Consider the following 24249-nt stretch of genomic DNA (forward strand, 5'->3'; position numbering starts at 1 on the left):
GCCCCCGGCGACGGCGGCAACGGCGGCGCGGCGGGTGGCGGACTCGGCGGGGGCGCGGTGGCGGGCGGGGCGGAAGTCCCGGCCGTCCCGGGCGGCGAGCCGGAGGATCCCGCCGACGGTGCGGACGCCGACGAGGCCCGCGACGAGGACGAGGAGTCGACGGACCCCGCGGACGAGGACGCCCACGAGGAGGAGGCCGACGCCGAGGAGGACGCGGACGAGGAGGAGTCGGAGGACGAGGAGTCCGACGCTGCCGACGAGACCGCGCCCGCGCCGGAGCCCACCGAGGCCGCGGAGTGGAGCGGCGAGGACACCGAGGCCGAGACGGTCGGCGGCGGCACCGGCGGCACCCCGCCCGCCACCACCCTCGCCGGGCTGGCGCTGCTCACCGCGCTGGTCGGCGCGGCCGGCGCCACCGCCTGGCGGCGTCGCCGTGCCGCCGCGGCATCCGGCGGTCCGGACGACGACCCCGGGCTCTTCGCCACGCCCGCTCCGGCGCCGGGCGCCGTCGGCGCCGGGAGCGCCGCCCCTACCGGCGCCGTGCCGACCGCCGAGCCGACCGTTGCCGCCGCGACCGCCGCGGAGCAGCCCGATGCGGGGAGCGCGTGGGGAGCCGCCGGTGCGGAGTACGCGGCAGGTACTGCGGCGACACCCGAACCGGCCGACGACGCACCCTCCGACGGCGCACCGGCGGACAGCGCACCCGCCGACGACGCACCCTCCGACGACGCACCGGCGGACAGCGCACCCGCCGACGACGCGTCAAGCGACACCGCTCCTGACCAGGGCGCACCGGCGGACAGCACACCGGGGTCGGTGGACGGATCGGCCGCCGCCGACACCGGGGACGCGGCCCCCGGCGCAGCCGAGGCCACGCCCGCACCGGCGGAGACGACGCCGCCCGCCGATCCGGCCCCCGAGCCGACCGGGGGGACGGCGCCCGGCGCCTCCGCGGAGCCGGACACCGGCGGCGCGAGCGACCCCGGGAACGACGCCAGCCGGTCCGACGCCCACGGCGCCGACTCCGGGGCCGAAAGCGGCACCGACGGCGAGGCCGGCGCCGACCCCGGCACCGGGTCTCCCGGCGGCGGGAAGGGCGAGGCGCCGTGAGTGGAGACCGGCAACCTGCCAGACCCGGCCGGCGGTGGCCCGAGCCGACCTGGCCGCCGCTGGCGCGTTCGCTGCACCCCGGGGCCTGGTGGCTGTGGGCCCTGGGCCTGGCCGTGGCGGCCAGCCGCACCACCAACCCGCTGCTGCTGGCGATGATCCTCGCGGTCGCCGCCTATGTCGTGGTACGCCGCAGGGGCGACGCGCCCTGGGCCCTCTCCTTCCGGATGTACCTCGCGCTCGGCGCCTTCATCATCGTGATGCGGGTAGCGTTCCGCATCGTCTTCGGTGGGGGACAGGGCGACACGGTGCTGTTCACGCTGCCGGAGATCCCGCTGCCCGAAGCGGCGGCCGGTATCCGGCTGTTCGGCGAGGTCGCTGCCGAGCAGCTGCTCGGCGGGTTCTACGACGGGCTGCGCCTGGCCACGATGGTGGTGTGCGTCGGTGCCGCCAACTCGTTGGCGGACCCCAAGCGGATGCTGAAGGCGCTGCCCGGAGCGCTGTACGAGGTCGGCGCCTCCGTGGTGGTCGCGCTGACGGTGGCACCGCAACTGATCGAGAGCGTACGGCGGGTGCGCCGTGCCCGGCGGCTGCGAGGGGCGGCCGGCAAGGGGCGCCGCGCGCTGCGCGGCATCATCATCCCGGTGCTGGAGGACGCCCTGAACCGGTCGTTGGCGCTGGCGGCGGCCATGGCCTCGCGCGGCTACGGGCGAACCGGGGGCGCGGACCCGCGGACTCGCCTGATCACCGGCGTGCTGGTCGTCGTCGGACTGGTGGGCGTCTGCGGCGGGCTGTACGGCGTGCTGGACGCCGCCGCACCGGCGTTGCTCGGCGCGCCGCTGCTGCTCGGCGGCGGTGCGGTCGCCCTCGCGGGCCTCGTCCTCGGCGGCCGGCGGGTCCGCCGCACCGGCTACCGACCGGACCGGTGGCGGCCGGCTGAGCTGCTGACCGCCGGGGCGGGGGCGACCACCGCCGCGCTGATGTTCCTGACCGCCGGTGTCGACCCCGACAACCTGTATCCCTCGCTGTCGCCGCTCAGTTGGCCCGAGCTCTCTCTCATCCCCGTCCTCGCGGTCCTCGCGGGCGTGCTGCCCGCGTTCCTGACACCCGAGCCGCCGCGCACCGCGGCACCGCCGGTCGCCGCCCCGCGCCCGGCCGGCGGTGCGAACGGTCCCGGTGGCGCGAACGGTCCCGGCGGTGCGAACGGCGCCGGCGGTGCGAACGGTCTCGGCGGTGCGAACGGCGCCGAACCCAGGAAGGAGCCCGTGGCGTGATCACTTTCGAGGACGTCAGCTTCCGCTACGAGGAGGACGGCCCGGCGGCGCTCGCCGGGGTCGACCTGCACATACCCGAGGGCGAGTTGTGCCTGGTCACCGGCCACACCGGTACCGGCAAGTCGACGCTGCTGGGCGCGGTCAACGGCCTGGTGCCCCGCTTCACCGGCGGCCATCTGCGGGGGCGCGTGACCGTCGCCGGGCAGGGCACGGAGAGCCGCCCGCCCCAGGAATTCGCCCACCTCGTCGGCCGGGTGGGCCAGGACCCGCTCGCCGGGTTCGTCACCGACAACGTCGAGGAGGAACTCGCCTACGGGATGGAACAGTTGGCCGTCCGGCCCGAGGTGATGCGGAAGCGGGTCGAGGAGACCCTCGACCTGCTGGGCATCGCCGAACTGCGCGGAAGGGCGCTCCGTTCGCTCTCCGGCGGGCAGCAGCAGCGCGTGGCGATCGGCTCGGTCCTCACCTCCCACCCGTCCGTCCTGGTGCTGGACGAACCGACCTCGGCGCTGGACCCCACCGCCGCCGAGGACGTGCTCTCCGCCGTGCTCCGCCTGGTGCACGACCTGGGGGTCACGGTGCTCATCGCCGAGCACCGGATGGAACGGGTACTGCAGTACGCCGACCGCCTGTTGTACCTCCCCGGTGACGGCACGGTGCGGGACGGCACCCCCGCCGAGCTGATGCCGGACTGCGCCGTCGCGCCGCCCGTCGTGCAGCTCGGGCGGGTGGCCGGCTGGTCCCCGTTGCCGCTGTCGGTCCGTGACGCCCGGCGCCGCGCGGCCGGGCTGCGGGAGCGGCTCACCGACCGGGCCCCCGGCCCGCCCCACCCCGCGGACGTCGACGTCCCGCCGAGCGCCGTCCCGGTGGGCCGCCCCGCCGGCGAACCCCCCGCGGCCGGGGAGCCGCTGCTCACGGCGCGGGCGGTGACCGTCACCTACGGCTCGACGGTCGCGGTGCGACGGGTGGACCTGCGACTCGCCGCCGGCGAGGTGACAGCCCTGATGGGACGCAACGGCTCGGGCAAGTCCTCACTGCTGTGGGCGGTCCAGGGTTCGGGTCCCCGCCGGTCCGGCACCGTCGAGGTGGCGGGCGGCGACCCCGGCGACCTGCCGGCGGCCGATGCCCGTGCCCGGGTCGGCTTGGTGCCGCAGACCGCCGCCGACCTGCTCTACCTCCAGACGGTGGACGAGGAGTGCGAGCAGTCGGACGCGGAGTCCGGAGCGGGGAAGGGGAGTTGCCGGGCGCTGCTCGACCGGCTCGCCCCCGGGATCGGCGGGGCGTCGCACCCGAGGGACCTCTCCGAGGGGCAGCAGCTCGCGCTGGTCCTTGCCATCCAACTCACCGCGGCGCCACCAGTGATGCTCCTCGACGAGCCGACACGCGGCCTGGACTACGCCGCGAAGCGCCGCTTCGGCGCCGTCGTGCGGCGGCTCGCAGCCGACGGGCGTTCGGTGGTGATCGCCACGCACGACGTGGAGTTCGTCGCCGCCGTCGCCGACCGGGTGGTGGTGATGGCGGACGGCGAGATCGTCGCCGACGGCGCCACCCCCGACGTGGTCTGCTCCTCACCCGCGTTCGCCCCGCAGGTGGCCAAGGTGCTGAGCCCCCTGCCGTGGCTCACCCCCGACCAGGTGGGGCGGGCGCTGGCCGCGGACCTCGAAGAGGCGGCGCCGCCCCGAACCGAAGGGGCGCCACGATGACCACCACCCCGCGTCCCGGCGACACTCCGCCGCCCGCCGCCGCAACCGACCCGGGCGCCCCGCCGCCCTGCGACACCCCGCCCGTCCCCGCCCCTGCCTCCGACGTCACCCGGGGGGACGCCGCGCCCGGTTCCCGTGCTGTCGGCCCCGACCGGACGGACGGGGCGACCGAGGCGACCGGCGTGACCGGCGCGACGTCCGGGGGACCGGCCGTCGCGGCTCCCGTTGCGGTTCCCGGCGCTGCCCGGCCTGCTCCTGTGGCCCCGCCGAAACGGCAGCCGACCGCACGCTCCCGAGTGACCGCGCTCCGCGTCGGCCCACGGGCCGCCGTCACGCTGCTGGTGGCGAGCCTGCTGGGGCTGGCGATGTTCTGCTGGCCGCTGCTGGTGCCGCCGCAACCCCAGGGCGTGGCCCACGCCGCGCAGGCGCCGATGCTCTTCGTGGTGCTGCTTCCGATCATCCTCGCCGTGGTGCTGGCGGAGCTGACCGAGGGCGGGCTCGATCCCAAGACCCTCGCCCTGCTGGGTGTGCTGGCGGCGCTCAACGCCGCGCTCCGACCGCTCGGCGCCGGCACCGCCGGCATCGAGACGGTGTTCTTCCTGCTGATCCTCGCCGGCCGGGTCTTCGGCCCCGGGTTCGGCTTCGCCCTGGGCGCGACCTCGCTGTTCGCCTCCGCGCTGCTCACGGCGGGCGTCGGGCCGTGGCTGCCGTTCCAGATGATGGCCGCCGCCTGGGTCGGCCTCGGCGCCGGCCTGCTGCCGCGCCGCCCCTCCGGCCGGGCGGAGATCGCGATGCTCGCCGCCTACGGGGCCGCCTCCGCCTACCTGTTCGGCTTCGTGATGAACCTCTGGTTCTGGCCGTTCGCCATCGGCGACGGCACCCAGCTCTCGTTCGACCCCGAAGCCGGGCCCATGACCAACCTCCACACCTTCTTCCTCTACACGCTCGCCACCTCGGCCTTCGGCTGGGACACCGGCCGGGCGATCACCAACATCATCGCGATCGCGGTGCTCGGCCCCGCCGTTCTGGCGACTCTCAGGCGCGCCGCACGGCGCGCCGCCTTCGACACGCCCGTCAGCTTCGCCGCTGCCGAACCCCAAGGAGCACGACGACCATGAGAACCACCCTGCGGCGCGCGGCTCTGCTGCCCGGCGCGATCCTCACCGCCGCGCTGATGGCGCCCACCGTCGCCCACGCCGAACCTGCTGACGCCCAGCTGGAGTTCACGAATCCCTCCGCTGCCGCGGCCACCTGGGCCGCCGCGCAGCTGGACGAGAACGGCAGCTACCGCGGTGACCACGGACTCAACTCCGACATCATCATGGGCCTCATATCCACCGGCACCAGCGGCGCCACCGCCGACCGCGCCACGGACTGGCTGGAGGCCAACGCCGCCGACTACGTGCACCGCGGCGGCTCCGACAACGTCAACGCCGGCGGCACCGCCAAGCTGGCCCTGGTCGCCGGTATCCAGGGCCGCGACGCCTCCGACTTCGGCGGCCTCGACCTCACCGCGCTGCTGCACGGGCAGCTCCAGGAGAGCGGCCGGGTCAGCGACGCCGGCCGCATGGACATGTCCAACCAGTTCAGCCAGTCGCTCGCCGTCCTCGCCTTCCACGAGACCGGCGACATCCCCGCCTCCGCGGTCGACTTCATCGCCTCCACCCAGTGCGCCGACGGCGGCTTCCCGCTGTCGCTGGCGCGCAACCCCGACCGCTGCAACGCCGACCCCGACTCCACCGGCATGGCCGTGCAGGCGCTGCTCGCCGCCGGTAACACCGGCGCGGCGGCGAAGGGGCTGGACTGGCTGGCGACCAAGCAGCAGGACAGCGGCGGCTTCTCCTACAACGGCGCCGCGAACGTCGGGGCGAACTCCAACTCCACCGCCCTCGCGGTGCAGGCGCTGGCCGCGGGCAACCGCGACGCGGAGGCGAAGCGCGGCGTCGACTACCTCCTCTCGCTCCAGGTCGGCTGCGACGCCGCCGACTCCTCGCACCGCGGTGCCGTCGGCTACGACGAGCCCGCCGTGGACGGCATGACGCTGCGCGCCACCGCCCAGGTCATCCCGGCGCTGGCGGGGAAGGCCCTCTACGAGCTGGACCGCGGCAAGGCGTCCGACGCGGCGCACACCATCGAGTGCGTCCCCGCGGGCGACTCGGGCGGCAATGACGGCGGCACCGGCACCGACGGTGGAACGGGCAGCGACGGCGGCACCGGCACGGACGGGGGCACCGGCACCGAGGGGGGCACCGGCACGGACGGGGGCACCGACGGTGCCACCACGGACGGTTCCGACGGTACGACCGGTGACACCGGCACGGACGGCGGTGTCGACGGCACCACCACGGACGGTTCCGACGGTACGACCGGTGACACCGGCACGGACGGCGGTGTCGACGGCACCACCACGGACGGTTCCGACGGCACGACCGGCGACACCACCTTCGGCGACGGCGGCACCACCTACGCGGGCGGCGACGCCGCCGCCGGCGGCTTCGACAACGACCACACCCCCGACGGCGGGCTCGCCAACACGGGCAGCAACGTCATGCCGCTCATGGCCGCCGCGGTCGGCCTGCTGGCCGCCGGTGGCGTCGCCTACGCGGTGACCCTGCGCCGCCGCCGCGCCACCGCGGTCTGAGCCGCTCGACCCACGAGCCGCCTCCCCCGCGGCGCCGCGCACCGGCGCCGCCCAGGAACGCGGGCGCCCCGGACCGCTCCACCCGTCGTACCACCGTCCGGGGCGCCCGCCGCACCACCGAGCACCACCGAGCACCACCGTCGAAAACGCCACCACCTACGGAGGAGTCATCCCCATGACACGCACCCTGACCCGCAGAGTGACCGTCTCGCTCGCCGTGCTCGGCCTCACCGCCGGCGCCGCCGTCTCCACCGCCGCCGCGACCCCCTCGGCGCAGGCGGCCCCGGTGACCGTCAACCTCACCGTCACCGGCCCGGCCTCCGTCCTCTTCGACGACCAGGTCACCACCGACGGCGGCGTCGTGTCGCCGCTGACCGAGACCGCGCAGCTCTGCGACGGCACCAACTTCGGCGCCAACCCGACGGCAGGCGCCACCCCGACCACCGCCCTCAACGACTCCGGCCTGGACTGGGACGGCATCTGGTACACCAGCTTCGAGGACTACCTCGTCACCGAGATCGACGGCGTCGTGCAGACCGACTCCGACTTTTGGCTGATCTCGGTCAACGGTCAGGCCACCCCGGTGGGCGGCTGCCAGTTCCTCGTCGAGGACGGCGACGACGTCGAGTTCGTCTGGACCGGTTACTGATCCCACAACCCCGTCGCCTTCACCGCCGGCCCCGTCCCGGGGCCGGCGGTGGGGCAGGTCGCACCACGGCGCCCGCCGGACCACGGTCCGGCGGGCGCCGCCGATCGTTCACGGCGGCTGTTCGTTCACGGCTGGTGTTCGTTCACCGCTCGTCGGGCACCGGGTACCGGGCACCGGCACCGATTCTCGGTCGCCGACGCCTGCCGGGAGCCGGCCCTCACGGGTCAGTGCTCGCCGTCCCCCGTCGACGGCAGCTCCAACTCCCGCCCCGGCCGCGGTGCGAAGCATCGCTCGACATCGGCCTCGGCGACCTCCTCCAGCGTCGCCGGGGACCACTTGGGGTCGCGGTCCTTGTCCACCAACTGCGCCCGCACGCCCTCGACGAGGTCCGGCACGGCGAGCATCGCGCACGAGACGCGGTACTCCTGCCGCAACACCGCTTCGAGCGAGTCGAGTTCACGGGCGCGCCGCAGCGCTGCCAGCGTCACCTTCAGGGAGGTCGGGGACTTCGTCGCCAGGGCGTCGGCCGCCGCGTCCGCCTCCGGCACCCCGGCGGCCCGCAGCCGGCGCACGATCTCCTCCACCGTGTCCGCCGCGTAGCACTGGTCGATCCAGCCCCGCGCGTCGGCGAGTCGGCCCGGGGGCGGCGTCGTGGCGAGCCGCTCGACCACGTCGGACGCCGGCTCCGTCGCCACCGCCGTGAGCAGCTCCGGCAGCGCCTCGGACGGCAGGAAGTGGTCGGCCAGCCCGCACAGCAGGGCGTCGGCCGGCCCGACCGGGCTCCCCGTGAGCGCGAGATGCGTGCCCAGTTCACCCGGGGCGCGGGACAGCAGGTAGCTGCCCCCGACGTCCGGCACGAAGCCGATCGTGGTCTCCGGCATCCCGACGAGCGACCGTTCCGTCACCACGCGCACCGAGCCGTGGGCGGAGATCCCGACGCCCCCGCCCAGCACCAGCCCGTCCATGACGGCGACATACGGCTTGGGGAACCGCGCGATCCGGGCGTTCATCCGGTACTCGTCGTGCCAGAACCGCTCGGAGGCACCGGCCGCGGCCTCGCCACCGGCGGACCGCACGTCGTCGTAGACGGCACGCACGTCGCCTCCCGCGCACAGCCCGCGGTCACCGCTGCCGGTGAGGACGACGGTCCGTACGGTCGGGTCCGCCTCCCACTCGACGAGAGCCTCCTCGACGGTCCGAACCATGGCGTGGTCGAGCGAGTTCAGCGCCCGGGGCCGGTTGAGGGTGAGGAACCCGGCGAGCCCCTCGACGTGGCGCAGCACCGGCGCTTCGCCGGTGCCGGCCGGGGTCATCGGCCGACCCCGTCCGGTCGGGCCGGGTGGTCGGTGAGCCGCTTCATCACATGGTCCCTTCGACGTCCTGGCGGGCGGCCACGACACCGCCGCGGCCCTCCGGGGCACGGTGGACGCGGCCGACCGCCCGAGCGGTAGACGCACCACCACTGTCGATCATGCCTCCGCCTCGACCGCGGGGACAGTGCTCCGCGCCGCGCATCCGCCCATACCGGGCCCCGTCGGCACGGGTCGACCACCGCCCCGGCACACCGCCCGACCGGACCACGCATCACCTGCGACGCCGGGGCGGCATGGCCGCTATGCTGCTCTAGCGGGCCGTTAGCTCAATTGGCAGAGCAGTGGACTTTTAATCCATTGGTTGTGGGTTCGAGTCCCACACGGCCTACCGCCGGGCGGCCGGGGTGCACCCCTCCGACCCGCAGCTTCCGCCCCCGTCGACCGCCGTCGACCGGGGCGGTTCGTCGTCCCCCGGCCCCTCCCGGGCCCCGGGCCGTTCGCGTCGAGCGCGCTCCGCCACCGCCGGGGAGCATGCCCCCCACAGTGAAGGCAGGCTGGGCCGGGCTCCGATTCCGGAGAGAGAACGCCGCCGGTCGCCCGGTCACCGCTGGGAGACTCGAGCTCGAGCACCATGGCACTCGCCGGGCCGGCCGCGCGGTGGCGCGGCTCCTCCTGTTCGCCGTCGCCCTGCTCGGGTCGCCCGGCCCCGGACGGTCCCGTCTGCCAGTGGGAGACTCGACGTATGTGCCCGACAGCATCATCGCCCGCCGTCTCGGCTCGCATGAGTCGTCAGGCATCACGCGACACGGCTCAGGAGGTGGCCGTCCGTCGTCTGCTGCATGCCCAGGGGCTCCGGTATCGGCTTCACGTGCCCGTTCCGGGCCTCCCGCGCCGGACGACGGATGTCGTGTTCGGCCGGCTGAAGATCGCGGTCTATTTCGACGGGTGCTTCTGGCACGGCTGTCCGGAGCACGCCACGAGTCCCCGAGCGAACTCGGCATGGTGGCGCACCAAACTGGACCGGAACATGGCGCGCGACCGCGAGACCACCGAGCACCTGGGCGCCCGTGGCTGGCTGGTAGTGAGGTTCTGGGAGCACGAGGAGGCAGGAGAGGTCGCCCGGCAGATCGCTCTGGCGGTGGAGGGGAGAAGAGCGTCCTCCCGGCGTCGTCGCTGAACAGAGCCGGCGTCCCGGCGACAGTGGGTACGGGCCCGTGCGGGCCGTGTGAATCCTGCGTCCCGTGTGTCCGTCGGGCGGCGGTGCTGTATAAGTGTGGCGTGCCGATGCGTGCTCTCGAAGCCGCAGACCACGGCATCGCGCTCGGGGGGCGGGCGCGGGGGCGCCGGGCCCGGGAGGGCTTCGGGACACGAGAGCGGGGGAGTTCTCACCCATGGGTGACGCATTCGACGACAACTACGAGACTTTCAAAGCGCTTCTGGACGCGTTTCCTCCATCGGAGGCGGTCAAGCGACTCGAGCTGTTCGGCATCGAGCACGAGGTCGTCCAGCAGATTCGGGATCGGCACGAACGGGACACCGTCCGTATCAAGGAGCTCGAGGAGCCGCACGCTGTGGTCCTCGGGAACCGTGACACCTGGTACACGGGCCCGCAGTCGAAGGACAAGTGCTGGCCGGCGATCGAACTCGAGCTGCAGAGGGCCGGTTGGCCCCGCGATCCCTCGATCGATGCGCTGGACGGCTCGTCGACTCGCGTGGTCTCGCTGTTGAACCACCCGAAGGAGAAGTCGTTCTCCACCCGTGGCCTGGTCGTCGGTCACGTGCAGTCGGGGAAGACGACCAACTTCACCGCCGTCATGGCGAAGGCCGCCGACCGCGGGTACAAGCTCTTCATCGTCCTCGCCGGTATTCACAACGGGCTCCGCAGGCAGACGCAGGCGCGTCTGGTCCAGCAGCTGGTCGAGCCGAACCCCGCGCTGTGGTCCCAGCTGACCGGGCTGGACAAGGACTTCACACCGCAGGAGAACCCCGCATCGTACTTCGGGAAGAACAACAGGACACATGTCCTGTGTGTGGTGAAGAAGAACGCCACGGTGCTTCGCAAGCTCGCGCGATGGCTGGACAAGGCATCCGACTTCCTCGGTGACTGTCCGGCCCTCATCATCGACGACGAGGCCGATCAGGCGACGGTGGCGACGAAATCGATCAACCCGTTGATCCTCAGCATCATGGGGAGCCTGCCGAAGAGCGCCTATGTCGGTTACACGGCCTCTCCCTTCGCCAACCTGCTGATCGACCCAGCGGCCCACGATCTCTATCCCCGTGACTTCGTCGTCAATCTGCCGAAGCCCGCCGGACACTTCGGCACCGAGGTGCTCTTCGGGCGCTATGCGCTCGACGGCGACGACCCGGGACAGGTCGACGACGGCCACGACATGATCCGATCGGTTCCCGTGGACGACATCCCGTGTGTGCGGCCCGTCACCAAGGCGGACGCCGAGGGGTTCGAGCCCGTCATCACCGACGCGCTGCGAACCGCCGTCGAGTACTTCTGGCTGGTCACGGCGGCACGGCGGGTGCGGGGCACAGGGAATCCGCACAACACGATGCTGATCCACACCAGCGTCAAGACCTCGGTGCACAACAGCTTCCGCCGTCCCTTGCTGCATCTGCGGGACACCGCCGCCGGGTCACTGCAGGACGCCCGCTTCATCGCCCGGTTGCGCGAGATCTGGGACCGTGAGAGCGAACGTGTCCTCGCCGACGAGTTCGGTGAGGCGAAGGTCCCGTTCGAGCGGCTGGTGGCAGAGCTTCCGGGCGTGTTGGAGAGCTGCCGCGTCATCATGGACAACTCCCGCAGCGAGGACCGCCTGGACTACGAGAACGGCCCGGTCGTGGCCATCGCGGTGGGCGGTAACACCCTCTCTCGCGGTCTGACCCTGGAAGGGCTGTCGGTCAGCTACTTCGTGCGCGCCGTCTCGGCCTACGACACCCTCCTGCAGATGGGTCGTTGGTTCGGTTTCCGCAACGGTTATGCGGACCTGCCCCGGATCTGGATGACGGACGAGCTCGCGGAGTGGTTCCGGCACCTGGCCACGGTCGAGACGGAGATGCGCCGGGACATCGACATCTACATGACGGAGGACGAGACCCCCCTCACCTTCGCCGTTCGTCTGCGCACCCACCCCGCTCTGCGGGTGACCGCGGCGGCGAAGATGCGTGACGCGGTCACGGCGGCGTCCTCCTACGGCGGCAAGCGGGTCCAGACCCGCTACTTCCGCACCGACGCCGACTGGCTACGGGGGAACATCAAGGCGGCCCGAGCCCTGGTGGGCGCCTCGGCCTCGCATTCGGCCCGTGTCGACCAGCGCCCCGAGGTCGGGCGGTTCGTCTTCCACCAGGTGCCGCACGAGTTCGTGATCGATTTCCTGTCGGACTACCGGTTCCACGAGAAGTCGCCCGAGAACGACGCCGACCTCATCACCGGCTACATCCGGAAGCGCGTGTCCTCGGCTGCCGCGTTGCAGCGCTGGAACGTCGCGGTCGTCGGAACCCCCAAGGGCGGGATATTCGACTTCGGGTCGGGCGTGGGGGTGGGGCGGAACTCACGTGCCCGTCTGAAGGTCGACGACGGTACATCGGGGTTCGCGGACATCAAGACGCTCATGAGCCGTCGTGACGCCGTCGTGGATCTGACCGGCGACGTGGGCAGATTGACGGAGAGCGACATTCGAAAGTTGCGGCGGCGTGAACTGCCGACCACTGGTCTGCTCGTCCTCTACCCGATCGACCGGATCTCGGAGCCGGAGCCGGGAAAGAAGCTGCGCGCGCCGCTCGACGCCGAGGAGCACGTCATCGGCGTCGGCATGGTCTTCCCCGAGCCGCAGTTCGAGGACAGCGCCGTGGAGAAGTACATCTCTGCGGATCTCACCGACGTGACGATCGAGGACGAGGACTACAGCCTCGTCGACGGCGAGGAGGCGTGATCGAGGAGCACCTCCGTCGGTTGCTGGCCGACCACTGGTCAGCGCTCGAGGCCGAGCGGGTCTCGGAGGCACGGCGGCTGCGGGTCGCCGAACTCACCGTCGTCTCCGATCGGGGGCCGCTCGCCGCCGCGGTCGACCACGAGGGCAACCGACACCTCCTCGTACCGGTTCCGACGCATGCCAAGGTACGGACAGGGCTCGACGGTCCCGTGCTGCGCCTGCGCAAGAGGCCGCTGGAGGACGAGGACACCTACCAGCACTACGTGGACCTCACCTGCCTGCGGAACGATCTCCACGACCTGTTCACCGAGCTCTGTGCCGACGTGCTCGGCGAGGTCGAGAGAGCGTCCGCACATCCCGTGAGAGCCCTGTACGAGGTCCTCGATCGTTGGAAGGCGCTCTTTCTGGCTCGGGCCGCACCGCTGGGGGCCGAGCAGCTCGCGGGGCTTTTCGGTGAGCTGACGTTGCTCGGCCGGCTGCTCGCGAGTGACCCGAGTGCACACCGGATCTGGCGTGGCCCGTCGGGTCACCGCCACGACTTCTCGACCGATGTCACCGCCGTCGAGGTCAAGTCGAGCACGGCCGCGCAGGGCCGGCGTCCGCGGGTGCACGGCCTCGACCAGCTGGAGCCGCCGGAGGGCGGCACGCTCTGCCTCGCCTGGTTCCGGCTTCGGCGCACCGGGGCGAACGGCCCCGGCACGGCGTTCCCGGAACTCGTGGACCGGGCCCGTCGTCTCTGCGACGACGAGTACTTGTTGCTCACATTGCTCGCCGCGGCGGGCTACCGGCCGTCCGACGCCGACCTGTATCGCGATGTTCGGTTCCAGGTGATCGAGGAGCGCTGGTACCGGGTCGACGCCGGCTTTCCGAGCCTGACGGGCCGGGCACTCGTTGCCGCCGGTGTTCCGGTGCCGGTCCTGGACGTCGAGTACACCGTCGACCTCTCCGGACAGATCCCGCCCGCCCTGTCCGCCGACGACACGTCGCGGGTGATCGACCGGATGATCAAGGAGTAGCCCGCATGACCGCACCCGGTTGGTTCTCCCAGGCCTACCCTCCGGAAGGCGCCAGCGCCGCCGAGGGAATCCGCAATCAACTCGGCCGCCCCGAGCTGGACCTGCTCACCATCCTGGTCCGCGAGTCGGCCCAGAACAGCTGGGACGCCCGCTCCCCGCTCACCCCCGGGCCGGTCGACTACAGCCTCGACATGTGGACGGTCGGCCCGGCTCACCGGGCAGCATGGCGAGAGTTGCTGACTCAGGGCGCTCCGGTCGACGCGGCGCACTTTCCGCTGCGCGATCACCTGAGGCGTGGCCCGATCCAGCTGCTGGCCGTTTCCGACCGGGGCACCTGTGGTCTGGGCGGTCCCACACGGGCGGACGCCGCAGTGGGTCCGGAGCGTGATTTCGTCTCGTTCGTCCGCAACATCGGCGAGCCGCGCGACACGGTGTTGGGCGGTGGCACCTACGGCTTCGGCAAAGGCATCTTCTACCTGCTGTCCCGGCCCGGGACCGTCCTGGTGCACTCGCGATGCCGCACGGCCCACGGTTTCGAGACCCGACTCATCGGCTGCACCCTCTGGAAGAGCCACGTGGTCGCCGACGACCGGGGCAGCCGGCGGTACACCGGCCGGCACTGGTGGGGGGACACGTCGGGCGAAGTCGTCGAACCCCTGATCGGCCGTGAGGCGGAGCAGGTGGCCCAGCGTCTCGGCCTCAAGCGCTTCGCCGGCGAGGAGACCGGAACCACCGTCGTGGTGATCGAACCTCACCTGGACGAATTGGAGCCGTCTGCGGCGGCCGACTACCTGGCCGAGACGATCGCCTGGCACCTGTGGCCCAAGATGATCTCCCACGGAACGGCGCTGCCCGCCATGCGTTTCTCCGTGACCTGCGACGGTGTGTCGCACCCGGTGCCCGACCCGCGGGAGATCCGTCCGCTCAACCTCTTCGTCGCCGCGCACGAAAGAATGGCAGGGACGGACGGCAGCGAGCTCGTCTGCCACAAGCCGAAGCGGCAGCTGGGGCTTCTCGGCCTGGAGAAGCGAATCATGCCCGAGCTGACGCCCACCCACGCCTCGCGGATGCTCGGCATCGAGGAGGTGGTGCATCACGTGTGCCTGATGCGACCCGCCGAACTCGTCGTCACCTACTTCGCGGGCCCGCGACCACCGAGTGTCAACCAGGGGTACGCCGGGGTGTTCCGCGCCCACGAGAGCATGGACGAGATCTACGCGAAGGCCGAGCCACCCACGCACGACGCGTGGAATCCGCAGTCGCTCGAGAAACCCGAGAGCACCTTCGTGCAGACGACGTTCCGGCGCATCGGCGAAGAACTGAACGACCTGCTCTCACTCGGCGGGCAAGCCCGATCGGGCAGCAGCACCGTCGCTCTGGGAGCCGCCAGTTCGCGTTTCTCCGGGCTCGTCGGGGGCGCGTGGGGGGCGGGAGGCGGCACCGCGTTCACCAAGCCGGGAAGCACTCGTCGACTGCCGCGGCGAACGGAGCGCGACAGCAACGAAGCCGACCCTCGGGCGTCCGGAGGCCCCGCCACCGGACAGCCGCCCGGCGGCGACGCCGCGACTGACGCGGAGCAGTGGGCCGGGCCGACGGGGGCGGCACAGGCCGGAGGCTCACGGCGCCGTCCGCGCGTGCAGTACGTCGGTGAGCCCTACTACGACGATCGCGGCACCGACACCGTCCTCGTCCAGGAGTTCCGACTGCCGGTCGCGGGGGCCCAGCGGGTCCGGATCGACCTGGCGGTGACGTTGCCGGGCGCCGGTGGTCGCGAGACGGACCCGCCGCTCGGCGCGGTCATGCCGTCGCTGATCGGCTGGGAGGACCATGCCGGGGACCTGATCGCATCCGAGAGTTGCGAGATGCAGGGGGGTGACGCCGTGCTACGAGTTCTGGTGAGGCCTGCGCCCGACACCATGACCGAGATCACCGTCAAGGTCGGGGCGGTGCAGGCACCGTGACCCGACACGCGCTGCCCTACCGGGCTCCGTCCGAGGAAGCCGTTGCCGCCGGCCCGTGGTCGCTCGTGACCGAGGACGGTGAGGTGCCCCTGCCGAGCGCGCTGCCGGACTGGGACTACCACATGGATCTGCAGCTGCGGAGCAGCGTCCGCGTCGACCTCGATCGGGTCCGGGCCGAGTCCGGGCTCGCCGGCGACGCGGCCCTTGCGCTCGCCGCCGTGTGGACCGCCACCGGCTCCAACCTCAGCGGCCCGGCTCAGCACGAACGGATGACCGGCGACGGCACCGTCACGGTCGACCTGGACGTCCTGCTCCGCGGCTCGGACCTCGGCGGGCTGCTTCTGCTCGACACGGTGCTGGTGCTGGCCGAGCGGCACACGCATTCCCGTCCCTCCGCGCCGAGACGGGCGGGCTCCGTCCTGTGGAGCCGGCGGGACGAAGTCCGTCTGCAGGGCGACGCACCGCAGTTCCCCATGGCGGTCATCGACTTCGCTCGCACGTCCTTCCCGGACAGGGCAGCCTGGCACCTGCAGATCAGCGGCAGCCTGGAGAGCGCCACCATGGGCTCGCTGCTCCTGCTCGTCAACGAGAAGAACACCGTCACCGCGACAGCCTTCGAGAATGCGGGGAGGCCGCGGCCACTCGACTCGGTTGTGCTGTCCGCCGTCTACGCCGACGCGGCTCGCAGCATGATCGAGTACGCGCTGGACTCCGACGATTTCGCCGACGATGCCGGCTTCCCCGAAGGATCGCTCGGCGCGACTCTGTCGAGCCTTTTCGATCGGCTCTTTCCCGACCAGTCCATCACCGATGTCCGGCTCCGCCGGAGCGGGTCGTCGGCCCTGTTCGCTTCCGACCTCCAGGCGGCGGTCAAGATCTTCGAGGTGCCCGGATGAGTTTCCTCTACCCTCGACTCCTCACCGACCAGGCACGCCCGCTCCGCGACGAGTACCAGCACCTGACGATCACCGAGCTCACGGCACGTGCCGCCACGTCCCACGCTTCCGCCGTCTACGTGGCGACGGGCGGCGACCGCGTCTCGGCGGAACGGTTGCGGCAGCTCCGTACCGCGGTACTCGGGCTCGCGGCCCAGGCCGGTTTCCCCGACGCGTCCGACCGAGTGCGCAACGCCGAGTTCGACATCGGGGTCGCCGCCCTCCTCCATGCCGAGACAGGGATGGTCCCGGCGGAGGCCGCGTCACGGGACGTCTGGGCGTTCCTCGCGCTCGTCCTGCTCCCGGACGTCGCCCACTGGCGGTACCCGCGACCGCCGAAGGACCGCGTCATGGCCACCGACCTCACTCGCCACGTGTTCGGGCGTTTGTGGTGGCGGGCCCAACTCGTCCGGGATCCCGACAGCCCGACGCCCTACGCGGCACTGGGCATCCTGGGCGAGGCCGCCTTCGACCAGATCTACGCACGACGAGTGGCGCTCGGCGGAAGCCCGCACCTCGTGCGGGCGATCCTCCGTGTGTGGGAGGACCTCGACCTCGCAGGGCTCAACGAGCGCAGGACTCTCCAGGACTTCCTGAAGAGGCTCCTCCGTCTCGCCCCCTTCGTTCTCTTCGACGCCGTCGACGGTGACGCCCTGGACCAGGAGCTGCGTTCGGTCGCTCGGGAGTCCGTCGAGGCCCAGCGCACAGGGGGGCCGCCGGGGCCGGGCACGGGAGGACAGCGCCACCGGCGGGACCGCGACCACACGGACGTCCCGAACGGTGTCGCACCCCAGCTGCCACCGGCCTCGCAGCCTGCATCGGTGACGCCCCCGGTGCGAGGTTCCCGTCCCCCGTTCCGCTCGGTCGAGATCTGTGCGGGGGCCGGGGCCCAGGCCCTGGGGTTGGAAGCTGCCGGCTTCGACCCGGTTCTCCTGGTCGACAGCAAGCCCGACGCCTGCGCGACGATCAAGCACAATCGGCCCGCCTGGGACGTCGTCTGCATGGACGTGGCGGACTTCGACCCGACGACACACCCGGCAACGTCGGACATCGACCTGCTGAGTGGTGGCCTGCCTCGGCTCGCATCCGTGGCGAGCGGCGGGCGGTCAGATGACGCGGAGGAACGCAGCGTGCTCGACACGGCGGTGAGGCTGGCCCTCCTGATGCGCCCGAAGGCGCTGATGTTCGAGAACCTTCCCGATCTGGTGGACAGCGATGTGCTCGCCACCGAGCGCAAGGCGATCGAGTACCGCCTCGGTGAAGCGGGCTACCGCTCGGAGTGGCGGGTGCTGAACGCAGCGGATTTCGGCGTGCCGCAGAACCGGAGGAGCGGCTTCCTTGTGGCGCTGCGGGAGCCGTACTCGTCGCGGTTCTCCTGGCCGGAGCCCGAGGCTTCGCGTGCCCCGACCGTCGGCCGGGTACTCGGCCCCTCGATGGCCTCCGACGGCTGGCCGGGGGCGGAGCGCTGGGCCGCGAACGCCGATGTCGTGGCGCCCATGCTTGTCGGGGGTTCGGATCGTCGGGGCGGAGCCGACCTCGGACCCACGGGCAGCAAGAGGGCTTGGGCGGCGCTCGGTGTCAACGGTCAGAGTCTCGGCGACGCCCCTCCCCGAGCGACCTTCGCCGTGGACGGGCAGCCGAGGCTCACGGTCGAGCAGGCAGCGATGATCCAGGCAATCCCTCCTGACTGGAACGTCGTCGGCCGCAAGACCTCCAGGTACCGTCAGATCGGGCATGCGATGCCGCCGCCGCTGGCTGCCGCTGTCGGTCGAGCGCTGGCGGCTGCCCTGGGCGGCTAGGATCACTCCCATGTGTGCGTCCGCCCCTCCTACTCCGAAGCCCATCACGGTCATCGACCTGTTCAGCGGTTGCGGAGGGTTCACGCAGGGCTTCCACGAATTCCGTCCCGTGGGTGGCCGGGACGGCGGCCCGGTGTTCCACAGCATTGCGGCAGTCGAACACGACCGCGCGGCTGCCGCCACGTACGCAGTGAACTTCGGAAGCGGCAGGACCGACACGCGACTGCCCGCGGGGCGGGTCCATGTCGGTGACATCGAGGACTGGCAGCCCGACGCCCAGGCGCAGTGCGCAGATGTCGTGGTCGGTGGCCCACCGTGTCAGGGTTTCTCCGCGCTGAATCGCCGTCGGACCGGTTCGGAACGGAATCGCCTGTGGGAGGACTACGTCCGAATCGTTGCCGCCGTGCGGCCCAAGGTCTTCGTGATCGAGAACGTCGACCGGTTCCTGAAGTCGGACGAGTTCGAGAACCTCTTGGCGGAAGTGGGGGAGGGGGGCAAGCTCGACGGTTACCGGCTGGTGGACCCCCCGGGGCACGACCCGGGGGAAACGCAGGCGAAGAGGTACAGCCGCTACCTCCTTAACTCCGCGGACTACGGCGCCGTCCAGGCCCGCAGGCGAGCGATCCTCATAGGCGTGCGCCGGGACGTGGAGGTCAGTCGAGCCATGGCGTATCCGGCCGCCACCCACATCAAGCCCTCTCGACGTGCCACCGACGCAAGGACTCGCCTGTTCGGTGAGAACCCCGTGCCGCCGCCGACCGATTGGCGGCCGGTGGACACCGTCTTCGCCGAGTCGTCCGAGCTGTCGATCACCGGTACCGAACTCCCCGACGAGAAAGAACACGTTCCCGAAGTCAACGCTGTACTCCCGGGCGTCTTCACCACTTCTCAGTTGCACTTCGGGCGGAATCCGGCGCCGCTCTCGCTGGCTCGCTACCAGGTGATCCCTCCGGGCGGGAACCGAAAGGACCTGCGGAAGAAATGGTTCACGGTGACCGAGGGCGGCATCATCCGGACCTTCGGTGAGGCGGACCTCAGTGGCGTGCGAACGAGGGTGACGTACCTTTCCACTCCCAGTTGGGACAACCACAACTCCGGTTCCGGCGACGTCATGGGACGCCTGCGTCTCGGCGAGCCCTCCGTCACGATCCGCACCGAGTTCTTCAAGCCCGAGAAGGGGCGATACCTCCACCCCGTGGAGCCCCGCCCGATCACCCATTTCGAGGCGGCCAGAATTCAGGGATTCCCTCTCGGCTACCGATGGTGCGGCTCCAAGACCGAGATCGCCCGACAGATCGGCAACGCGGTGCCCATTCCCCTGGGTACCGCGATCGCCGCGGCCATTCACGACTTCCTCCGCGGCGACGGCGGTCCGTCCGACCATGGAGACGACCCCGCAGGCTGAACGCAGTGGCCGACGAGCGGCGGAGCGAGATCGCCGGACGGGAGGGCCGGGCCGTCGTCACCATTCCGTCCCAGGGTCTGTTGCCCTACGGGGCGACGGGGTTCGCCCGCCCCGACGACGGCGCGCTCCCGGAGGTCGCACATCGCGAGTTCCGGGCGGCGCTCCACCACGCCGCGCGCACCGCGAGGGGACGGGTGGCAGCGTCGGAGCCCCGCGCGTACCCGCAGACGTTCCACCGGGCGGTACTCACGGACCGGCTGGGCGCCGCCCACACCGTCCTCGGCCACTGCCACCTGCGGTGGGTCGCGTTCGTCGACGGGTCGCACGACCTCCACCGCGACGACTTCCTGACGCCGCCGCCGTGGGCTGCGGCGTTCCGGCACGCCGGGTTCGAGGTACTCGGCCGGGAGACGCTGCGACTCGACCTGGACCACGCGGGGTGGGACGCCCTCACACCCGTCGAACGGCGTGAGGCCCGATACCACGGGACGCGGACGCTCGGCGGCGCCGTGTTCAACCAGTGGGACTGAGAGCGGTTTCCCCGCCCCGGCCGCCTCCCGGGAGCCCGCGGCCGGCTCGGGCCGCCCTCACGGGCGACCACCGCCGCCCGGCCCGTCACGTGACGCACGAGGGCCCGTGGCGGGGTTGTTCCCCTGCCACGGGCCCTCGTGCGTCACCGCTCAGCGGCTGCCGTTGCGGAAGCGCGTCAGCGGCGCTCCAGCGTCCAGCGCTGGGCGCGCGCGTCGTTGCAGTTCCACTGGTGGATCTTGGTGCCCACGTCGGAGGAGTTGCCCGCCACGTCGAGGCAGTGTCCGCTGACGACGGAGCGCAGTCGGAACACGCCGTCACCCACGCTCTCCATCCGCCAGCGCTGCGCGTCGGTGCCGTTGCAGTTCCACTGGTGGACCTTGGCGCCGGGGGACTGCGAACTGCCGTTGACATCGATGCAGTTGCCCATGGCCTGAAGGTTGAAGACCCCGTCGTCGCCGTCCTTGCGGAGGGTGAACTGCTGGGCGGTGGAGTCGTTGCAGTTCCACTGGTGCAGGTCGGCGCCGGAGCTGGTGACGCTCCAGGCGACGTCGAGGCAGAGGTTGTCGCCGGTGCCGGCGCGCAGCCGGTAGGTGCCGCCGTCATCGAGGGCGGCGAGGGCGTTGTTGGCCACGGTCCCGGACTTGACGGGCGGCGCGGCCTCCTCCTCTTCCTCTTCTTCCTCCTCCTCTACCTCTTCCTCCTGCTCCTCTTCTTCTTCCTCTTCCTCGGGTTCGGGCTCGACCTGTTCGACGGCGGCGACGGGCGGCGGCGCCACCTGGACCACGTCGGTCAGGTCCTCCTCGGCCTCGTTCTCGTCCTCCTCCTCGGCGTCGGGACTCGGCTGCGGCTTGTCGGGAAGCTCGGGCGCCTTGCTGGACGAGACCGGTGCCACGAGCGCGTCCTCGTCCGCGTCGCCCGGGATGACGGCGGACGCGCCGTACGCCGTCGCGGCCACGAGGGCGGCCACGGCGACGGTCCAGGCGGTGGAGGTGTAGACCCTCTTACCGGGAAGTAGGCCTCGACGGCCTACTGTCGGGCGTCGCGCGAACGTGTCGGCGAAACGGGGGTTTGGCTCCTGGGTCATGGGCGATACCTCAGGGTCGGAGTAGACGGGGTGCGGAACACCCGGAGCGCCTGGTCGCACCCCGCGCCCGGTGCCCGCGGCCCACCAGCGTTCGGTGGCGACTCACGGGTCGGGTCTGCGAAGGGCGGGACGGCGGAACGGTCGGCATCGTCGGCTGGCTCCAGCTGCGCGTCACGGGTGTCCGCTGCTGAGGCTATGCCCAGGTCGGGGAAGCGCGCAGTTGCGGACACGTTGCGGCTTTCTCCAAGCGCGACATAACGCCACGGAACCACCTCAGGCAGAGCTCAGAAGTCTGTGTCGGTTTCCGGGAGATCCGACACTTCGCCACGTTACGGATGCGGACCGGATGTCCCGGTCCGCTCCCGGCGTGCCCTTCGGGGCCGCCGGCCTGCCCGCCCCGCAGACAGCTCGCGGGCGCTCACGCGTCCCGCCGATCCTTGCGTCCGCGGGAGGGCGCTCCCGGCGCGAGCGGGCCACCGCGCCACCGAACTCCGCACCGCGCGCGGCGAAGTGCACCACAGCGCCCGGCAACCGCTGCCCTGACCGACGCGCAACGGCCGGTCCGTTGGGGCAGTGTGCGGGCATGACGTACACAACACGCCCCCAGCGGGCCGCACTCCCCGCCGCGCTGCTGCTACTCGTGCTCGCAGGCTGCACCTCCGAGCCCTCGGACACCGCCGGCACGCCCGACCCCGCGCAGACCGCCGAGGACCCCGGCGGGCCGGGTGCGGACGACGACGCCGGTGGCGAACGCGAGCCCGGAGCGCCCGGAGAGGGGCTGCCGGAGGGCATCGCCGCCCTGATCGGTGTCGACGTCGCGGACTGGGCCGAGCATCTGGCAGGGGTCCACGGTGTCAACTGGACGGAATCCGGGGTCGAGATCACCACGAGCGAAGGGACGGGGAGGCTGCGCTGGCAGACCGAGACCAGGGAGGGCGAGGGCGGGCTGCGGCTCTCCGCCGAGGCGTTCACCGACTCGGACGGCCGAGCCACCGAGATCAACTGCACCGCCACCGATGTGCCCGACTTCCCCGCGGGGCAGTGGGAGTTCCTCGCCGACTGCGTCACCGCGGCCGGGGTCGAGGGCGTCGAACGCCGCGCGGCGGAGGTGTGGGTCACCGACGCCTTCGCCTCGCTCGGCGCCACGGACCGGACCAGCAGGGACACCACCGTCATCGGGGGTGCCGAGATCACCGCCTCCCGATCCGCCGACACCGCCTCCGTGGTGATCACGGCTCCCTGAGCCGCTCTGTCGGTCCGTGCCCCCCGTCGGTCGTGGCGCCCGGCCTCTCCGGACCGTCGAACGACCGCGCCCACGCGGACCGTTCGGCTGCCCGGCCCGTGGCAGCCGCGGCGCCCGCGTCGGTGCGTACGCGCACTGGGCCCCGACGCCGGGACCCGGCAGCGCCCGGAGCCCGTTCCGGCCGTCGAAACCTCCCGGGCGCGGAAACGAACACCTCGGCCGAACACCCGCGCCCGAACCGGGCCAAGACGGTGCCCCGGCCCCGCCCGCCCGCCGGCGCCGCCCCACTCCGGGACGGCCGGATCCAGTGCGCCGCGGGCCGCGCCGACTCGGGGGCCGACCCTCCGACCTGCGGTGGAGTGCGGTGGCGAGGGCAGCGGGCGTACGCCGGAGCTTGCCGGGGGCGCGCCTCGAACGTACGACTTCCGTGGGAACAGGGTTCCGGCCAACTGCGCTCACGCGGACACCCCTTGGGATGACACACGACTCGGGTCGTACCGATCGCCGGACGCGGCGGCTACGTTGGTCCGCCCGTACCACTGAGCGAACGAAACCGAGACGACCACCGAACGCACCGCCCGGAAAACGGGGTTCGTCGCCGACCGAGCAGTCCGGCGTTCGACCCGCCTGCTCCCCGGCGCCCCCACAGACGCCGCGCTCCCGACCACATGCAGCGCTCCCGGCGCCCGGCACCCCGGACGCCGGCACCCGGCGCGGCCAGCCGCCGCGACGCACGAGACCGGACCCCATGGAGGCTCCGATGGCCACCCCCCTCACACCGGCCAACCTGATCACAGCCCTCCGAGCCGAAGGCGTCGACGTCGTCGAGGTCGGCTCGTGGCGTACGCACAACAGAGGCAGCCGCGGCACCGGCTGGGGCCCCGTGAACGGTGTGATGATCCACCACACCGTCACCTCCGGCACCGACGCCTCGGTCCGCATCTGCCGCGACGGGTACAGCGGGCTTCCCGGGCCGCTCTGCCACGCCGTGGCCGACAAGCAGGGCCGGATGCACCTCGTCGGCCACGGCCGCGCCAACCACGCGGGGAACGGCGACCCCGACGTCCTGGCGGCGGTGATCCGCGAGGAGAAGAGCCTGCCCGCGCCCCGCGCCTCCAGCCAAGACGGGAACTCGCGGTTCTACGGCATTGAGGCGATCAACCTCGGCGACGGCAAGGACCCCTGGCCCGCCGCCCAACTGGAGGCCATCGCCCGCTACACCGCGGCGATCTGCCGCGCTCACGGCTGGAACCAGTACAGCGTCCTCGCCCACGCCGAATGGCAGGCCGGCAAGATCGATCCGCGTGGGCCGGGCAAGAACGCCTCCGCGATGATGAAGGACTTCCGCGCCCGCGTGGGCAAGCTCCTCGACGGCAAGCCGGGTGCCGGCGCGACGGCGCTCTCCGCCTCGGGCGACGCCGCGGTGCCGCCCGCGCGGGAATCCGCCGTCGACCGGCCGGCCGGAGCCGACGCGGACGGCGGCACCCAGGTCTGACCGTCGGCCGGCCGGCACCGGCGGCCCGTACGGCGACCGCCACCCACCGTCGCGCCCCTGGCGGCGCCCTGCGACGACCGCCCCGCCCTCCATCGGAGGGAGGGCGCCGCGACGGGGCGCCCGGTCGGCCGCACCGCCGCCTCCCCGCC

17 protein-coding genes, 1 tRNA gene and 1 pseudogene are annotated in these 24249 nt (G+C 72.3%); 17 read left to right on the plus strand and 2 right to left on the minus strand.

Annotation, left to right across the window (positions count from 1 at the left end):
- The 6 genes and pseudogenes from HCJ92_RS10370 to HCJ92_RS10395 all read left to right on the plus strand — a co-directional run.
- Nucleotides 1-1110, plus strand: a pseudogene (locus HCJ92_RS10370) (hypothetical protein); the annotation flags it as partial.
- Nucleotides 1107-2381, plus strand: coding sequence for a CbiQ family ECF transporter T component (locus HCJ92_RS10375; RefSeq protein ID WP_167933204.1), 1275 nt, complete (start codon nucleotides 1107-1109; stop codon nucleotides 2379-2381). The pseudogene HCJ92_RS10370 and the gene HCJ92_RS10375, both read left to right, overlap by 4 nt.
- Nucleotides 2378-4084, plus strand: a complete 1707-nt coding sequence (locus tag HCJ92_RS10380) for an ATP-binding cassette domain-containing protein (protein ID WP_167933205.1) — start codon at nucleotides 2378-2380, stop codon at nucleotides 4082-4084. The genes HCJ92_RS10375 and HCJ92_RS10380 overlap by 4 nt, the downstream gene beginning before the upstream one ends.
- 296 nt (nucleotides 4085-4380) lie before the next feature.
- Nucleotides 4381-5202, plus strand: a complete 822-nt coding sequence (locus HCJ92_RS10385) for an ECF transporter S component (RefSeq protein WP_167933206.1) — start codon at nucleotides 4381-4383, stop codon at nucleotides 5200-5202.
- Nucleotides 5199-6725 carry a prenyltransferase/squalene oxidase repeat-containing protein gene (locus HCJ92_RS24320; protein WP_209310945.1) on the plus strand — a complete coding sequence of 509 codons (1527 nt, stop codon included), beginning with the start codon at nucleotides 5199-5201 and terminating at the stop codon, nucleotides 6723-6725. Before HCJ92_RS10385 ends, HCJ92_RS24320 begins: the two co-directional genes overlap by 4 nt.
- Nucleotides 6726-6900: 175 nt before the next feature.
- Nucleotides 6901-7374, plus strand: coding sequence for a DUF4430 domain-containing protein (locus HCJ92_RS10395; RefSeq protein WP_167933207.1), 474 nt, complete (start codon nucleotides 6901-6903; stop codon nucleotides 7372-7374).
- Nucleotides 7375-7598: 224 nt separating this feature from the next.
- Here HCJ92_RS10395 and HCJ92_RS10400 read toward each other — a convergent pair whose 3' ends face one another.
- Nucleotides 7599-8687, minus strand: coding sequence for an enoyl-CoA hydratase/isomerase family protein (locus HCJ92_RS10400; protein ID WP_167933208.1), 1089 nt, complete (start codon nucleotides 8685-8687; stop codon nucleotides 7599-7601).
- 315 nt (nucleotides 8688-9002) lie between these two features.
- On the opposite strand from HCJ92_RS10400, the gene HCJ92_RS10405 reads away from it, so the two are divergent.
- The 9 genes from HCJ92_RS10405 to HCJ92_RS10445 all read left to right on the plus strand — a co-directional run bounded on the left by HCJ92_RS10405 (nucleotide 9003) and on the right by HCJ92_RS10445 (nucleotide 20277).
- Nucleotides 9003-9075 (plus strand) — tRNA-Lys (locus HCJ92_RS10405).
- Between the two features lie 354 nt (nucleotides 9076-9429).
- Nucleotides 9430-9864: a very short patch repair endonuclease gene (locus HCJ92_RS10410; protein WP_167933209.1), complete on the plus strand. Its 435-nt coding sequence runs from the start codon at nucleotides 9430-9432 to the stop codon at nucleotides 9862-9864.
- A gap of 214 nt (nucleotides 9865-10078) precedes the next feature.
- Nucleotides 10079-12631: a Z1 domain-containing protein gene (locus HCJ92_RS10415; protein WP_167933210.1), complete on the plus strand. Its 2553-nt coding sequence runs from the start codon at nucleotides 10079-10081 to the stop codon at nucleotides 12629-12631.
- Nucleotides 12628-13647, plus strand: a complete 1020-nt coding sequence (locus HCJ92_RS10420; RefSeq protein ID WP_167933211.1) for a PD-(D/E)XK motif protein — start codon at nucleotides 12628-12630, stop codon at nucleotides 13645-13647. Before HCJ92_RS10415 ends, HCJ92_RS10420 begins: the two co-directional genes overlap by 4 nt.
- A gap of 5 nt (nucleotides 13648-13652) precedes the next feature.
- On the plus strand, nucleotides 13653-15608 hold the full coding sequence (locus HCJ92_RS10425; RefSeq protein ID WP_167933212.1) for a hypothetical protein: 1956 nt from the start codon (nucleotides 13653-13655) through the stop codon (nucleotides 15606-15608).
- The gene (locus HCJ92_RS24325) at nucleotides 15605-16504 is read left to right on the plus strand and encodes a hypothetical protein (protein ID WP_209310946.1); all 900 of its coding nucleotides are present in this window, start codon (nucleotides 15605-15607) and stop codon (nucleotides 16502-16504) included. The genes HCJ92_RS10425 and HCJ92_RS24325 overlap by 4 nt, the downstream gene beginning before the upstream one ends.
- Nucleotides 16501-18342, plus strand: coding sequence for a DNA cytosine methyltransferase (locus HCJ92_RS25605; protein ID WP_338054110.1), 1842 nt, complete (start codon nucleotides 16501-16503; stop codon nucleotides 18340-18342). The genes HCJ92_RS24325 and HCJ92_RS25605 overlap by 4 nt, the downstream gene beginning before the upstream one ends.
- A 10-nt stretch (nucleotides 18343-18352) precedes the next feature.
- On the plus strand, nucleotides 18353-19747 hold the full coding sequence (locus HCJ92_RS10440; RefSeq protein ID WP_167933218.1) for a DNA cytosine methyltransferase: 1395 nt from the start codon (nucleotides 18353-18355) through the stop codon (nucleotides 19745-19747).
- A gap of 5 nt (nucleotides 19748-19752) precedes the next feature.
- Nucleotides 19753-20277 (plus strand): hypothetical protein, encoded by a 525-nt coding sequence (locus HCJ92_RS10445; protein WP_338054111.1) that lies wholly within the window; start codon nucleotides 19753-19755, stop codon nucleotides 20275-20277.
- A 176-nt stretch (nucleotides 20278-20453) separates the two neighbouring features.
- On the opposite strand, the gene HCJ92_RS10450 is transcribed toward HCJ92_RS10445, so the two are convergent.
- A complete protein-coding gene (locus tag HCJ92_RS10450) occupies nucleotides 20454-21362 on the minus strand; it encodes an RICIN domain-containing protein (protein ID WP_167933213.1) in 909 nt (302 codons plus the stop codon).
- A gap of 583 nt (nucleotides 21363-21945) precedes the next feature.
- Here HCJ92_RS10450 and HCJ92_RS10455 point away from each other — a divergent pair.
- Both HCJ92_RS10455 and HCJ92_RS10460 read left to right on the plus strand, forming a co-directional pair.
- The gene (locus tag HCJ92_RS10455) at nucleotides 21946-22605 is read left to right on the plus strand and encodes a hypothetical protein (protein WP_167933214.1); all 660 of its coding nucleotides are present in this window, start codon (nucleotides 21946-21948) and stop codon (nucleotides 22603-22605) included.
- A gap of 760 nt (nucleotides 22606-23365) precedes the next feature.
- Complete coding sequence (locus HCJ92_RS10460; RefSeq protein WP_167933215.1) at nucleotides 23366-24100, plus strand: N-acetylmuramoyl-L-alanine amidase; 735 nt, start codon at nucleotides 23366-23368, stop codon at nucleotides 24098-24100.
- Nucleotides 24101-24249: the final 149 nt, after the last annotated feature.

This window comes from Streptomyces spiramenti (genome assembly GCF_012034385.1).
In the GTDB taxonomy this organism is placed as follows: Bacteria; Actinomycetota; Actinomycetes; order Streptomycetales; family Streptomycetaceae; genus Streptomyces; species Streptomyces spiramenti.